A 13,175-nucleotide genomic window follows, 5' to 3' on the forward strand; every position below is an offset into this window, starting at 1 on the left:
CGCTGAAACGGATTCATACGACGCGCTTTAGGTCTTTGTTTGATGCATGTCGTTGTCCCAGAACCGCGGCACACTTCTGGGCGACATGCATTAGCGCTCCACTGTCCGGCTGCGGATCGTCATTGCGGATTGTGCAGGCGCGTCTTCGCGCCTACATCGTGGCAAGACCATTCCTCCTGTGAGCGGACCTGCCATGAACAGCCTGACCGGCCAATTCGACATTTCAGATGATCGCATCAAGCGGATCGTCGCCGACACACTGAACGGCGCCGATGACGGCGAACTGTTCCTCGAATACAGCGAGAGCGAAGCGCTGATGTTCGACAATGGCAGGCTGAAGACCGCCAATTTCAACACCGACCAGGGTTTTGGCCTGCGCGCCGTGGCCGGCGAGGCCAGCGGCTACGCCCATTCCAGCGATCTTTCGGAGGCGTCGCTGCTGCGCGCCGCCGACGCGGTCTCGACCGTCAAGGGCGGCTATTCCGGCACGCTTGCCGCGGCACCCGCGCGCACCAACCGCCATCTCTATGGCGAGGAGAACCCGATCACCTCGCCTTCCTTCGAGGTCAAGGCCAAGCTGTTGCAGGAGATCGACGCATGGCTGCGCGCCGAGGACCCGCGCGTGCGCCAGGTGACGGCCTCGCTCGCTGCGTCCTGGCAGCATGTCGAGATCGTGCGCGCCGACGGCCAGATCGTGCGCGACATCCGCCCGCTGGTCCGCATCAACGTTTCGGTCGTCGTCGGCGACGGCGACCGCCAGGAAAGCGGCTCCTATGGCATGGGCGGGCGCAAGGCGTTCGGCGAGTTCCTGGTCGAGGACGCCTGGAAGCATGCGGCCAGGGAGGCGCTCAGGCAGGCGTTGGTCAATCTCGAAGCCATTCCCGCGCCGGCCGGCACGTTCGACATCGTTTTGTCCAGCGGCTGGCCGGGCGTGATGCTGCACGAAGCCGTCGGCCACGGGCTGGAGGGCGACTTCAACCGCAAGAAGACCTCCGCCTTTGCCGGCCTGCTCGGCCAGCAGGTCGCCGCCAAGGGCGTTACCGTGGTCGATGACGGCACCATGCCGGAGCGGCGGGGTTCGCTGACCGTCGACGATGAAGGCACGCCTTCGGCCCGCAATGTGCTGATCGAGGACGGCAAGCTTGTCGGCTACATGCAGGACCGCCAGAACGCCCGGCTGATGGGCATGAAAGCCACGGGAAACGGCCGGCGCGAAGGCTATGCGCACCAGCCGATGCCGCGCATGACCAACACCTATATGACGGCAGGCGACATGGAGCCGGACGAGATCATCGCCTCGGTCAAGAACGGCATCTATGCCGTATCCTTCGGCGGCGGCCAGGTCGACATCACCTCAGGCAAGTTCGTGTTCGGCTGCACCGAGGCCTACATGATCGAGAACGGCAAGGTGACGCAGCCGATCAAGGGCGCCATGCTGATCGGCAACGGACCGGACGCCATGCACCGTGTGTCGATGATCGGCAACGACATGAAGCTCGACACCGGCATCGGCATGTGCGGCAAGGCCGGACAAGGCGTGCCGGTCGGCGTCGGCCAGCCGCATCTCAGGATGAACCAGATGACGGTCGGCGGCACCAGGGTTTGAGGATACGAATCCGGTCGGCTTGAATACCTTCCGCGATAGGGCTATCTTACGTTCGTCTTACGCAAAGGTCCTTCGCGATGGCTGCGACCGAAAAACTTATAACGACCGTCTCGACCAAGGGACAAGTCATCCTGCCCAGCGCTATCCGCAAACGGAGGGACTGGGGCGCGGGCACGCGCCTGCAGGTCGAAGACACACCGGACGGTGTACTTTTGAGACCGGCGCCTGCCTTTGCCCCGACACGACCAGAAGATGTCTTTGGTGTCCTGCCGCACAGTGGCAGACCGAAGACCTTGGAGGAGATGGACGCGGCCGTCCTTGCTGAAGCACGGCGGCGCCATGCTCGCGATTGATACCAACGTTGTCGTCAGGTATCTGACGAACGACGATCCCGAGCAGTCCCCGCGAGCCCGGCGGCTGATCGACGGTCAGCCCGTTTTCGTCGCCGTCACGGTGATCCTGGAGGCTGAGTGGGTGCTGCGCAGCGGCTATGGTTATGATCAGGCCTCGATCGTCAATGCACTGCGGGTGTTCGGCGGGCTTCCCACTGTCGAGATAGAGGATGCTGCGATGGTCTCTTCCGCGGTCGATCTAGCCGAGACGGGAATGGATTTCGCCGATGCGCTCCATCTGGGCAAGTCCTCGCACTGCTCAGCATTTGTGTCCTTCGACCGTAAGTTCATCAAGGCCGCACAAGCGGCCGGGTACGAAAGCGTTCGCGAAGGCTAGTTTGCCAGCCGGCTACGTCTTGCGGGGGGCGGCAAACTCAAGCACGGCCTTGTGAAAATCGGCGGATTAACGTCGCCGTTTCGGCTTCTCCAGCAGCGCCACGGCCTCGACATGCGGCGACCACAGGAACTGGTCGATGGGCGTGACGCTCTTCAAGATGTAGCCGCCGTCAATCAGGATGCGCAGGTCTCGTGCCAGCGTCACCGGATTGCAGGAGACGGCGGCGACGAACGGCACATCCGAGCGGGCGATCTGCTTCGACTGGTCCTCGGCGCCGGCGCGCGGCGGGTCGAAGACGACGCCATCGAAAGCATTCAGCTCCTTGAACGTCAGCGGCCGCCGGAACAGGTCGCGGCGTTCGCCGGTTACCCGCTTCAGGCCGGTGGCGAAGCGCGATCCGCGGTCGAGCGCCGAAAGGGCTGCCGCGTCGCCTTCGACCGCGTGGACTTCGGATTTGGCCGCCAGCCGAAGCGCAAAGCTGCCGCAGCCGGCGAAAAGATCCGCGACTTTCCTGGCACGCTTCAGATGTCCGCCAACGAGATCGGCCATCGTCTGTTCGGCGGCTTGCGTTGCCTGCAGGAAGGCGCCAGGCGGTATGGCGACAGCGACGGTGCCGAACATGACCACCGGCTTTTTCGGCTCGATGACGATCTCGTCGTCGATCGAAAGCCGGGCAAAGCCATTGGCCATGATGAAGTTGGAGGCGACCCGGCGCTGGTTCTCGCCCAGCTTGCCCGACTCATAAACGGCGACGTCAAGCCCCGAGCCCGTCACAGTGACCGCCATCCGGAACGATTTGGTGGTGGCGCAAACCAGGTCGGCGACTGATCGCAAGCGATCGAGCGCGGCAACGATCTCCGGCAGTGAGATCGGACATTCCTCGATGGGGATGATTTCCGGCGACAGATGGCGATGGAAGCCAAGCAGCATCCCTGTGTCGGCGCGCCTGGCGGCAAGCACGACGCGGCGGCGTGTGTGTGGCGCACACGGCACCAGGGCGCCGATGTTTCCGGCAATGCCTTTCAAGGCGTGCACGACCTTGTCGCGTTTCCATTGCTGGTAAGCGTCGGCTTGCAGATGCTGGACGGCGCAGCCGCCGCATTCGGTGAAATGCCGGCAGGCCGGATCGATACGCAGCGGCGACGTCTCCAATACCGCCATCAGCATGGCGCGATCCCTCTCGCGCGCGGCGGTGACGGTCTCGCCGGGCAGGGTGAAGGGAATGAACAGCTCGCCGGTTTCCGTCTCGGCGACGCCGTCGCCCTGCGAACCCAGTCTCTTGATGGTGAAGCCCGTGCTCATCGGTCCTTGGTCCCGGCATCCTTGATCCCGGCATCCTTGATCCCGGCAAGCAGGAATTCGCGGTTGCCGTCCCCGCCTTCGATCGGCGACATGTGCAGACCCAATGTACGCCAGCCAGGGACGCCTTCGAGCCATTCCTGCAGCAAGCCGGCCACACGGGCAGCGTCATAAGGGTCTTTCAACAGACCGCCCTTGCCGATTGCCTCGCGGCCGGCCTCGAATTGCGGCTTGACCAGAAACACCGCACGAGCGCCGTCCCGTGCCAATGCCAACGCCGGTGGCATCGCCAGTTTCAACGAGATGAAGCTGACGTCGGAGACGATGAAATCCGGGATGCGGCCGCCGAGATCGGCAGCCGTGAGCTCGCGAGCGTTGAGGCCCTCGATCACGGTGACGCGCGGGTCGGACGAGACACCGGGATGCATCTGGCCGTGGCCGACATCGACGGCAGTGACATGGGCCGCGCCGCGTTCGAGCAGCACCTGGGTGAAGCCGCCGGTCGAGGCGCCGATATCGAGAGCTTCACTACCCGCAGGATCGAGACTGAAATGGTCGAGCCCGGCGATCAGCTTCAGCGCCGCGCGTGAGACATAACCCTGCGCCGGATCGTCGATGACGATGAGACAGTGCGGCAGAACCGTCTGGCCGGGCTTGCGGGCGACCACGCCGTCGACCGTCACGGTGCCGCGCTCGACCGCGTCGCGGGCGCGCGAGCGGCTCGCAAACAGGCCGCGCTGGACGAGCAATTCGTCGAGCCGCTGGCGTGTGCTGGCTGGCAGAGGGGAGTTCATCGGCCTTCATGGCGAAAGCCGGCCGCGAAGGCAAGGACATTGGCATGGGAGGACGTCGAGACCCGGGCCGCAAGCCAGTCCGCCCGGTTGAATATCGCAGCCAGTCCGGCAAGATGTAGAGGCTCAGGCAATGCGGAGGAAGACGAATGCTGACGGGAACCTGCCATTGCGGCGCCGCCCACTGGACCCTGGAAGGCGATCCCGGCCCGATCACGGCCTGCAATTGCACGCTTTGCCGCCGCTATGGCACGCTCTGGGCCTATGACTTTGTCGACGAGCGTATCCGGCTTGCGGGGCCTGTGCAGTCCTACACCCGCGCCGGGAAGGAGACGCCGTCGCTGGAAATCCTGTTTTGCCCGACATGTGCCTGTGTGCTTGCCTGGCGCGGTTTGCGCCGCAGCGACAGCGGCCGCACGCGTATCGCCGTCAATGTCAGGCTGGCACCGCCGGAGGCGGTCGCCGACCTGCCGATCGACCATTTCGACGGGCTGGACACTTATGACGACCTGCCGCGCGATGGGCGCTGCGTGCGCGATATGTGGTTTTAGAAGATCGTCCGTGAGACCTGCCGTTCAACGGCCGGCATCAGGCCGTCATTGCCGTCGCCTGAAGCCTGCTTGCGCGGGCGCTCGACAGGAACGACTGGCGCGTCCGGCACGACGACAAGCTGCGGCACCTGCTTGTAGGAAAAAGCGCCCCTGATATCGCCCATCTTGCGGGCGACGATGCCTGCCACCGCCTGTTCGAGCTTGCGGTCATAGCGCGTCTCGGCCATGGCCGGCGCGGCGATGACGGCCAAAAGGGCCGCGCCGCACAGAAGCGTTCGCATTGTTTTTAACTCCCTGCCTGGCTCTTGTTCTAGCAGGGGGGCGTTGAAAAACGGCCAAAAGACACGGTAAGCAAAACGCCAAAAGGAAGCGTTAACATAGGGTTGCAGCCGACACCGCTTCAGAGGCGTGAGGTTTGATTCAGGCCCGTTGCGCGCGCGCGGAATGGCCGAGCGCGACGAACACCGTGCGCACGATGCCGGCCGCGTCGAGCCCGGCATCGGCATACATTTTTTCCGGCTTGGCGTGGTCGGTGAACTCGTCTGGCAGCACCAGCGGCCGAACTTTCAGACCGCTTTCCAGCAAGCCTTCATGGGCGAGGAACTGCAGCACGTGGCTGGCGAAACCGCCGACAGCGCCCTCTTCCACCGTCACCAGCACTTCGTGCGAGCGGGCGAGACGGCGGATCAAATCCTCGTCGAGCGGCTTGGCGAAACGGGCATCCGCAACCGTCGTTGACAGTCCGGCCGCGCCGAGTTCCTCGGCGGCCAGCAGACAGTCCTGCAGTCTTGTGCCAAAGGACAGAAGCGCCACCTTGGTGCCTTCCCTGACGATGCGGCCCTTGCCGATTTCGAGGACCGAGCCGCGCTCCGGCATGTCGACGCCGACGCCATTGCCGCGCGGATAGCGGAAGGCGATCGGGCCTTCGTCATAATAGGCGGCGGTGCGCACCATGTGGCGAAGCTCCGCCTCGTCGGCGGCCGCCATCACCACGAAGCCCGGCAGCGTCGCCAGGAAGGTGGTGTCGAAGGCGCCGCAATGAGTGGCGCCGTCGGCGCCGACGAAACCGGCGCGGTCGATCGGGAAACGCACCGGCAGTTTCTGGATCGCCACATCATGGACGACCTGATCGTAGGCGCGCTGCAGGAAGGTCGAATAGATGGCGGCGAAGGGCTTGTAGCCCTCGCTGGCGAGGCCGGCGGCGAAGGTCACGGCATGTTGCTCGGCAATGCCGACATCGAAGGTCCGGGTCGGAAACGCTTCGCCGAACAAATCGAGGCCGGTGCCGTTCGGCATGGCGGCGGTGACGGCGACGATGCGGTCGTCCAGGCGGGCCTCCTGGACCAGGCTCTCGGCGAACACCTTGGTGTAGGCCGGCGCATTGGCCGGGGCCTTGGTCTGCGCGCCGGTGATGACGTCGAACTTGTTGACGCCGTGATATTTGTCGGCCGCGGCCTCGGCCGGCGCGTAGCCCTTGCCCTTCTGGGTCACGACATGGATCAGCACCGGGCCGTCGGCATGGTCGCGGACGTTCTTCAGCACCGGGATCAGATGCTCGAGATTGTGGCCGTCGATCGGGCCGATATGGTAGAAGCCAAGCTCCTCGAACAGCGTGCCGCCGGTGACGTAGCCGCGCGCATGCTCGACCGCCCGCTTGATGGCGCGGTCGGCGCGCTTGCCGAGATAGGAGGTCAGCTTCTTGCCGAAATCGCGCAGGCCAAGATAGGTCTTGCCCGACGCGAGCCGCGCCAGATAGGCGCTCATGGCGCCGGTCGGCGGCGCGATAGACATGTCGTTGTCGTTGAGGATGACGATCAGCCGGGCATCAAGCGCGCCGGCATTGTTCATGGCTTCATAGGCCATGCCGGCGGACATGGCGCCGTCGCCGATGACGGCAATGACATTGTTGTGGCCGCCCGAGAGGTCGCGCGCCATGGCCATGCCGAGGCCGGCGGAAATGGAGGTCGAAGAGTGCGCGGCGCCGAACGGGTCGTATTCGCTCTCGGCGCGACGGGTGAAGCCGGACAGGCCGCCTTCTTGCCTGAGCGTTCGGATGCGGTCGCGGCGGCCGGTCAGGATCTTGTGTGGATAGGCCTGGTGGCCGACATCCCAGATCACGCGGTCTTCCGGCGTGTTGAAGACATAGTGCAGCGCCACCGTCAGTTCGACGACACCGAGGCCGGCGCCGAGATGCCCGCCCGTATGCGAGACGGCATCGATCAGCTCGGCGCGCAGCTCCGAGGCCAGCTGCGGCAGCTCGCTTTCGTCAAGCTTCTTCAGGTCGGCTGGAATGCGGACCTTGTCGAGAAGCGGCGTATGCAGCGTTGCGTTCACTGTTAAAGGGCCTGCTCAGCTATAATGCGCGTCGATCATGGCGAAATATGCCTGCGTCGCCGGAATGTAAATGCGTGTCAGTGACGCGGGTGATGCTGACGTTAATTGTCCGGTAACGGAATGAACTCTTCCTCATCTCCAGGAACGATATCGAAGCGGCCCGTCTTCCATTCCTGCTTGGCCTGTTCGATGCGTTCCTTCGACGACGAGACGAAGTTCCACCAGATGTGGCGCGGAGAGCCGAGCGAAGCGCCCCCGAAGAGCATGAAATGGGCGCCGCGCTCGGACGACACGACGATCTCGTCACCAGGCCGGAACACCAGCAGCCGTTCGGCCGGAAAACGGTCGCCCGAAACCGAGACATCGCCGTCCAGCGTGTAGATGGCGCGTTCCTCGGCGTCGGCGGGAATTTTGACGCTGGCGCCGGGCGCCAGCCTCAGATCGGCGTAGAGCGTCTCGGTGTCGGCTCTTACCGGCGAGCGCAGTCCCTGGAAATCGCCGATCACCACGCGGCCGGAAACACCTTCGGCGTCGATCTCGGGCAGAAGGAGCGCGGCCGTGTTCTCGAACACCGGCGCCACTTCCTCCTTGCCGTCGGGCAAAGCCAGCCATGTCTGCAGGCCGGAGACCGACATTGGCGCGCCGCGCAGTTCTTCGGGCGTGCGCTCGGAATGGACGATACCGCGGCCGGCGGTCATCAAATTCACGTCGCCCGGCTGGATGACCATCTCGGTGCCGAGCGAATCGCGGTGCCTGATATTGCCGTCGAACAGATAGGTGACGGTGGAAAGCCCGATATGCGGGTGCGGGCGCACATCCATCGCCTGCCCGGCGCGCAAGATGGCCGGCCCCATGCGGTCGAAGAAGATGAAGGGACCAACCAGCCGCCGCTTTGCCGTCGGCAGAGCGCGGCGAACCTGGAAGCCGCCAATATCCTTGGCGTTTGGAATGACCATGAGCTCGATCTGGTCGCTGGCGAAGGCATCGCCAGGCTCAGGGTCCTTGCCGGGGAAGAAACTCATCTGGATGTCCTCAGGCGAAGCGGAGCGCCGATTTGGCTTTTGCCTTGGCCGCCACCTCTTCGCGATTGCGCGGATGATGCGTGGTTTCCAGCGAATGCAGCAATTCATGCGCCGATTCGGCGATCGCCTCGACGGCACGGTCGAAGGCCGCCTGGTTGCGCTGCGAGGGCCGCGTCGTTCCGCTCAGTTTGCGCACGAATTGAAGCGCGGCGTCGCGGATCTCGTCATGGGTCGCCGGCGGCTCGAAATTGAACAGGGTCTTGATGTTTCTGCACATGCTTGAACTCCTATCTGCTTTATGCCCGCCCCATTCCACTACTCCGCGTCGAGCGGCTCCGTTCCCACCGGTTTGCCATCACGCGACAGCCTGATCTTCTCGACCTTGTCTTCGGCGGCCTTCAGCAGCCGGTCGCAATGGGCCTTCAGCGCCTCGCCGCGCTCATAGATCTTGATCGACTGGTCGAGCGGCACGTCGCCGCGTTCCAGATCATCGACAATCTTTTCCAGCGCGTCGAGTGCCTGCTCGAAGCTCATCGCCTTGACGTCTTCGTTTGCTTCGCCAGCCATACTTTATCCCTTCATCAGCCGCCCGACATGGGCAGCGACCGAAAATGCCAATCCCTGCAGATCGTAGCCGCCCTCAAGCAGGCTGACGAGCCGGTTGCCGCTGTGGCGCCCGGCGCGTTCCAGCAACTGGCCGGTCGCCCAGTCGAAATCGTCCTCGCTGAGGTTGATCTCGGCCAGCGGATCGCGATGGTGGGCGTCGAACCCTGCGGAAATGATGATCAGATCGGGCGCGAAATTGTCGAGCGCCGGCAGGACGCGCGACAGCAAGGCATCGCGAAACATGTCCGAGCCGGTCTGCGGCGCCAGCGGGGCGTTGACGATGTTGCCGGCGCCGGTTTCGCTCTTGGCGCCGGTGCCGGGATAGAGCGGCATCTGGTGCGTCGAACAATAGAGCACCGAGGGATCGTCCCAGAAGATGTCCTGCGTGCCGTTGCCGTGATGGACATCCCAATCGACGATAGCGACGCGCTCGGCGCCGTGTTTCTTTTGCGCATAACGCGCGGCAATCGCCGCGGTGTTGAACAGGCAAAAGCCCATCGCCGTGGTCTTTTCGGCGTGGTGGCCGGGCGGACGTGAGGCGACGAAGGCATTGGCGACGCGGCCCTCGAAGACGTCGTCGACAGCGGCGTTGGCGGCACCGATGGCGGTCACCACCGCCTGCCAGCTTTTCGGGCTGGCGCTGGTGTCGGCGTCGATCGAGGCAATGCCGCTTTCAGGGATCGCGGCGCGGACGCGGGCGACGAAATCCTCGGGGTGGGCGTAGAGGATTGTGGCCTCGTCGCCTTGCGGCGCCGTTACCCGATCGAGTGCGGTGAAGGCCTCGTCGTCGAGCACGCGCTCGATAGCGCGCAAGCGGTCCGGCCGCTCCGGATGACCGGGGGGCGTCAGATGTTCGAGGAAGATCGGATGGGTGTAGAGCCTGGTGACCATGACCCGATATAGGCGCGCCCGGCCGCTTTGACCATGGTTTGACGCCTCACCGTCCCGACGTTCAACAGGGATTACACCCCGGGCGCGGGCTGCGTCCAGCGCGAGCCGCCGAAGGAGGCCAGCGCCTTATCCCTGAGTTCCCTGAACTTGGACGACCCCTCGGCCAGCCGCTGGTCCCATTCGGCGTTCGGCACCTGGCCTTCGATGGTCTTGAAATAGACCTGCATCAGGCAGGCTATGGCGAAGGGTTCGATGAAGGCCGCCTTGAAGGCCCAGGCAAGGAGGATGGCGAGCACGAAGGCCCAGCCGCCGAGCTGCCCCGGAATGAACCACATGATGGCGGCGGCCGGCGCCAGCATCAAAAGGAAGATGACGAAGGACACACCCCACATAATGACCGCCAGCCAGACGGCGTTCTTGACCATGGTCTTGCCGTTCTGGGCATAGAGCACGACGCCTTGCCGGGCGGTTTCGAAGGGCGACGACGAGTTGATACGGATGTTGTAGCCGAGGATGATCTCGTCAACATAGGTCAGCGACAGGCGGATGACCGTATTGATGAAAGCGACCAGGCCGCCGAGGCCCGGAATGGGCAGGAAGGCGGCGATGCCGCCGATCAGGCCGGTGATGGCGCGGATGGCGCCCTTGACCAGCTGGTCGACCACGAAAAGGATGTTGGCCTCGGCGAAACGTTCCTTCACCACACCCTTGGCGTAGGCGATCTGGTCCTGGCCATTGGGAATCTCGCGGCCATCGATCAGATGGACCATGACGGCGATATGGCCGGCCTTGACGACATAGAGGATGTATTCGCGGATCCAGTACAGCGCGATCGAAACGACGCCGATGCCGACGATGCCGCCCCAGAGCGCAAAAGACAGCGGCCCGTCGGGATCGGTGGAGATGTGGCCGACGCCATAGCCGACGGAGGCGCCGCTGCCGGTCGCCACGATATAGGCGAGCGTGATGCCGAAATAGACGATCATGCGAAAGACGATGAATGGCCATGTCCTGATCATGATGGACACCGACCTGCCGATTTCGAAATCCCACATGCGCCCGAATCTCCCCTCAGAGATGGACGGCGAGGATGAACCCGGGCCGGGAATTGTCAATCTCGGCAAATGCCGGGTCTCGGCCGACCAGATTTCAGGCCGGCTGCGAACCCTGTTTTTTGAGAAGGCCTTCAAGCAGTTGCTGGAAGGCTGCCACCACGGTCTTCGACGTCGCTTCGGGGTCGTTCGAATTGGCGATGCGCTGCGCCGCCTGGCTGCTGGCGCCGTTGATCAGCCGGGCGGCGGTTTCGGGGTCGACGCCGGGGACGACCACCCCCTCCTGCTGCAGAGCCGTCAGATGATCGGTCATCGAGCCGACGCAGGCATTGGCGTTCGGCCATTGCGCCGGATCGCCGAGCACAGCCGGACCGTCGCGAAACATGATGCGCTGGATTTCCGGCTCCAGCGCCATCTCGATATAGGTCGTGCATTCGTCGACGAAACGCTGCCATCGGCTTGGCGCCCGCGACACAATCTCATGGATGCGGACGGCCATCTCGCCATCGATTTCGGCGATGACGGCCTGCAGCAGGCCCTTCTTGTCGCCGAAATGATGATAGAGCGCACCGCGCGTCAGCCCGGCCGAGGCGGTGAAGTCGTCCATCGACGCGTCGGCATAGCCGATCGTGCCGAAAGCGTGGCGGGCCGCCGTGATCAGCTTGGCGCGCGTTTCGGCAATCATCTCCTTGCGGGGTCTTTGCATGGTTCTGGCCTTATTCACATACGCTCCGTATGCCAATTGACATACGCCGCGTATGGACTACCTGTATTCATACGCATCGTATGTAATCGTCGAATTGGCCTTTGTCGAGGAACCAGCCATGCAAAACCCATACTCGGAAATCTTTCGTGCCCCTGGAGCCAAGGGGTTTGCCGCCGCGGGCTTCCTCGCGCGGCTGCCGATCGCCATGGCGCCGATCGGCATCGTGGCCATGCTCTCGCAGACGCGTGGCGAATACTGGCTGGCGGGAGCTGTCTCGGCGACGTTCGCGCTGAGCAACGCTTTCGTGGCGCCGCAGATATCACGGCTGGTCGATCGCCTCGGCCAGACGCGGATCGTGATTCCGACCACCATCCTCACCGTGCTCGCCTTCGCGGTGCTGATTGCCGCAGCCAATCAGGACTGGCCGGTGTGGACGCTGTTTGTGTCGGCACTGGCGGCCGCCGCCATGCCCAGCATGCCGGCGATGGTGCGCGCGCGCTGGACCGAGATTTTTCGCGGCCGGCCGCAGATGAACACCGCATTCGCCTTCGAATCGGCGGCGGACGAACTCGTCTACATTGCAGGCGCATCGCTGTCGGTGGGCTTGAGTGCCGCTCTGTTCCCGGAAGCCGGTGTCCTGGTCAGCACGCTATTCCTCGCCCTTGGCTCGGCAGCCTTCATCCTGCAGCGTTCGACCGAACCACAAGTGCGGCCGGTGAATCATGTCTCGAGCGGCTCGGCAATCCGGCTCAGGCCTGTGCAGATCATCACCTTCGCCCTGATCTTCGTCGGCGCCACCTTCGCGACGACGGAAGTGAGCACGGTGGCGATCACCAAGGAACTCGGCCAGCCGGGCGCCGCCAGCCTCGTCATCGGCGTCTATGCGCTGGGATCGTTCGTGCTCGGCCTCGTCGTCGGTGCGCTCAACCTGAAAGCGCCGCTGCAGCGCCAGTTGGCCCTCGCGGTCGCCCTCGTTGCGCTCGGCACATTGCTGCCGCTCACCGCCGACACGGTGCCGCTGCTGGCGCTGACCGTTTTCATCAGCGGCGTGGCGATCTCGCCAACCTTCATCACCGCCTTCGGCCTGATCGAACGCCACGTGCCGGAAGCGATGCTGACCGAAGGCATCACCTGGGTGATGACCGGCATCGGCATCGGCATGGCGCTGGGTTCGTTTGCCGCCGGCGCGGTGGTGGATGAGTTCGGCGCCAGGAACGGGTTCTGGGTCTCGGTGGCGGCCGGCGTCATCGCATTGGTCACGGTGTTGCTGGGCCAGCGCAGCCTGGCCACCCACACATGCGAGCTGGACGGATGCGACGCGGCCGCCGTTCCCGCGTAAGGACGCGGCCTGACGTTCGCTTTGGAGACCACCGCAAACGTTCGGAATTAGGTGAGGCCTCTGGCGTCGTCATCACGGAGCGACGCGAAGCGAAGCGCAGACCCGAGGACCCATTCCGTTACCTTGACCGAAGGGTGCAGCGGAGCAGAATTCTGCACCGTTGCAACGCGTCGAAGTCGCGGCATGGGTCCTGTGTCTGCGCCGCGTCGCTTCGCTCCTTGCTTCGCCATAGGATGACGACCGCGGAAA

At 64.2% G+C, this 13,175-nt stretch carries 15 protein-coding genes; 5 read left to right on the forward strand and 10 right to left on the reverse strand.

The window, feature by feature from the left end:
* Positions 1-193: 193 nt before the first annotated feature.
* The 3 genes from tldD to NKJ77_RS23835 all read left to right on the forward strand — a co-directional run bounded on the left by tldD (position 194) and on the right by NKJ77_RS23835 (position 2,335).
* Complete coding sequence (gene tldD / locus NKJ77_RS23825; RefSeq protein WP_352535845.1) at positions 194-1,606, forward strand: metalloprotease TldD; 1,413 nt, start codon at positions 194-196, stop codon at positions 1,604-1,606.
* Between the two features lie 77 nt (positions 1,607-1,683).
* Complete coding sequence (locus NKJ77_RS23830) at positions 1,684-1,959, forward strand: AbrB/MazE/SpoVT family DNA-binding domain-containing protein (protein WP_081732289.1); 276 nt, start codon at positions 1,684-1,686, stop codon at positions 1,957-1,959.
* A complete protein-coding gene (locus NKJ77_RS23835; protein WP_023687145.1) occupies positions 1,946-2,335 on the forward strand; it encodes a type II toxin-antitoxin system VapC family toxin in 390 nt (129 codons plus the stop codon). Before NKJ77_RS23830 ends, NKJ77_RS23835 begins: the two co-directional genes overlap by 14 nt.
* 66 nt (positions 2,336-2,401) lie before the next feature.
* Here NKJ77_RS23835 and NKJ77_RS23840 read toward each other — a convergent pair whose 3' ends face one another.
* Complete coding sequence (locus NKJ77_RS23840) at positions 2,402-3,637, reverse strand: class I SAM-dependent RNA methyltransferase (RefSeq protein ID WP_352535846.1); 1,236 nt, start codon at positions 3,635-3,637, stop codon at positions 2,402-2,404.
* Positions 3,634-4,428, reverse strand: a complete 795-nt coding sequence (locus NKJ77_RS23845; protein WP_023732097.1) for a TlyA family RNA methyltransferase — start codon at positions 4,426-4,428, stop codon at positions 3,634-3,636. Before NKJ77_RS23845 ends, NKJ77_RS23840 begins: the two co-directional genes overlap by 4 nt.
* 146 nt (positions 4,429-4,574) lie before the next feature.
* Here NKJ77_RS23845 and NKJ77_RS23850 point away from each other — a divergent pair, with 146 nt between their 5' ends.
* A complete protein-coding gene (locus NKJ77_RS23850) occupies positions 4,575-4,976 on the forward strand; it encodes a GFA family protein (protein ID WP_023687142.1) in 402 nt (133 codons plus the stop codon).
* Here the strand turns inward: NKJ77_RS23850 and NKJ77_RS23855 are convergent.
* The 8 genes from NKJ77_RS23855 to NKJ77_RS23890 form a co-directional block, all read right to left on the reverse strand.
* The gene (locus NKJ77_RS23855) at positions 4,973-5,257 is read right to left on the reverse strand and encodes a hypothetical protein (protein ID WP_352460042.1); all 285 of its coding nucleotides are present in this window, start codon (positions 5,255-5,257) and stop codon (positions 4,973-4,975) included. The two genes, NKJ77_RS23850 and NKJ77_RS23855, sit on opposite strands and share 4 nt — an antisense overlap.
* Positions 5,258-5,396: 139 nt before the next feature.
* Positions 5,397-7,310, reverse strand: coding sequence for a 1-deoxy-D-xylulose-5-phosphate synthase (gene dxs / locus NKJ77_RS23860; RefSeq protein WP_023732098.1), 1,914 nt, complete (start codon positions 7,308-7,310; stop codon positions 5,397-5,399).
* 101 nt (positions 7,311-7,411) lie between these two features.
* Positions 7,412-8,332, reverse strand: a complete 921-nt coding sequence (locus tag NKJ77_RS23865; RefSeq protein ID WP_023687141.1) for a pirin family protein — start codon at positions 8,330-8,332, stop codon at positions 7,412-7,414.
* A gap of 10 nt (positions 8,333-8,342) precedes the next feature.
* Positions 8,343-8,609 carry a DUF2277 domain-containing protein gene (locus tag NKJ77_RS23870; protein WP_023668432.1) on the reverse strand — a complete coding sequence of 89 codons (267 nt, stop codon included), beginning with the start codon at positions 8,607-8,609 and terminating at the stop codon, positions 8,343-8,345.
* A gap of 38 nt (positions 8,610-8,647) precedes the next feature.
* Positions 8,648-8,899 (reverse strand): exodeoxyribonuclease VII small subunit, encoded by a 252-nt coding sequence (locus tag NKJ77_RS23875; protein ID WP_023668433.1) that lies wholly within the window; start codon positions 8,897-8,899, stop codon positions 8,648-8,650.
* A 3-nt stretch (positions 8,900-8,902) separates the two neighbouring features.
* Complete coding sequence (locus NKJ77_RS23880; RefSeq protein ID WP_023747548.1) at positions 8,903-9,829, reverse strand: histone deacetylase family protein; 927 nt, start codon at positions 9,827-9,829, stop codon at positions 8,903-8,905.
* A 71-nt stretch (positions 9,830-9,900) separates the two neighbouring features.
* Positions 9,901-10,884: a hypothetical protein gene (locus NKJ77_RS23885; RefSeq protein ID WP_023668435.1), complete on the reverse strand. Its 984-nt coding sequence runs from the start codon at positions 10,882-10,884 to the stop codon at positions 9,901-9,903.
* Between the two features lie 94 nt (positions 10,885-10,978).
* On the reverse strand, positions 10,979-11,587 hold the full coding sequence (locus tag NKJ77_RS23890) for a TetR/AcrR family transcriptional regulator (RefSeq protein ID WP_352535847.1): 609 nt from the start codon (positions 11,585-11,587) through the stop codon (positions 10,979-10,981).
* Positions 11,588-11,705: 118 nt separating this feature from the next.
* Between NKJ77_RS23890 and NKJ77_RS23895 the strand changes: the two genes are divergently transcribed.
* A complete protein-coding gene (locus NKJ77_RS23895; protein WP_023830291.1) occupies positions 11,706-12,926 on the forward strand; it encodes an MFS transporter in 1,221 nt (406 codons plus the stop codon).
* Positions 12,927-13,175 lie beyond the last annotated feature (249 nt).

This window comes from Mesorhizobium sp. M0052 (assembly GCF_040323255.1).
Classification (GTDB): Bacteria; Pseudomonadota; Alphaproteobacteria; order Rhizobiales; family Rhizobiaceae; genus Mesorhizobium.

Coding starts and splice junctions, on each gene's coding strand:
- tldD (WP_352535845.1), top strand. CDS start 194: ATGAACAGCCTGACCGGCCAATTCGACATTTCAGATGATCGCATCAAG.
- NKJ77_RS23890 (WP_352535847.1), bottom strand. CDS start 11,587: ATGCAAAGACCCCGCAAGGAGATGATTGCCGAAACGCGCGCCAAGCTG.
- NKJ77_RS23865 (WP_023687141.1), bottom strand. CDS start 8,332: ATGAGTTTCTTCCCCGGCAAGGACCCTGAGCCTGGCGATGCCTTCGCC.
- NKJ77_RS23840 (WP_352535846.1), bottom strand. CDS start 3,637: ATGAGCACGGGCTTCACCATCAAGAGACTGGGTTCGCAGGGCGACGGC.
- NKJ77_RS23885 (WP_023668435.1), bottom strand. CDS start 10,884: ATGTGGGATTTCGAAATCGGCAGGTCGGTGTCCATCATGATCAGGACA.
- NKJ77_RS23875 (WP_023668433.1), bottom strand. CDS start 8,899: ATGGCTGGCGAAGCAAACGAAGACGTCAAGGCGATGAGCTTCGAGCAG.
- NKJ77_RS23845 (WP_023732097.1), bottom strand. CDS start 4,428: ATGAACTCCCCTCTGCCAGCCAGCACACGCCAGCGGCTCGACGAATTG.
- NKJ77_RS23870 (WP_023668432.1), bottom strand. CDS start 8,609: ATGTGCAGAAACATCAAGACCCTGTTCAATTTCGAGCCGCCGGCGACC.
- NKJ77_RS23895 (WP_023830291.1), top strand. CDS start 11,706: ATGCAAAACCCATACTCGGAAATCTTTCGTGCCCCTGGAGCCAAGGGG.
- NKJ77_RS23850 (WP_023687142.1), top strand. CDS start 4,575: ATGCTGACGGGAACCTGCCATTGCGGCGCCGCCCACTGGACCCTGGAA.
- NKJ77_RS23835 (WP_023687145.1), top strand. CDS start 1,946: ATGCTCGCGATTGATACCAACGTTGTCGTCAGGTATCTGACGAACGAC.
- NKJ77_RS23830 (WP_081732289.1), top strand. CDS start 1,684: ATGGCTGCGACCGAAAAACTTATAACGACCGTCTCGACCAAGGGACAA.
- NKJ77_RS23855 (WP_352460042.1), bottom strand. CDS start 5,257: ATGCGAACGCTTCTGTGCGGCGCGGCCCTTTTGGCCGTCATCGCCGCG.
- NKJ77_RS23880 (WP_023747548.1), bottom strand. CDS start 9,829: ATGGTCACCAGGCTCTACACCCATCCGATCTTCCTCGAACATCTGACG.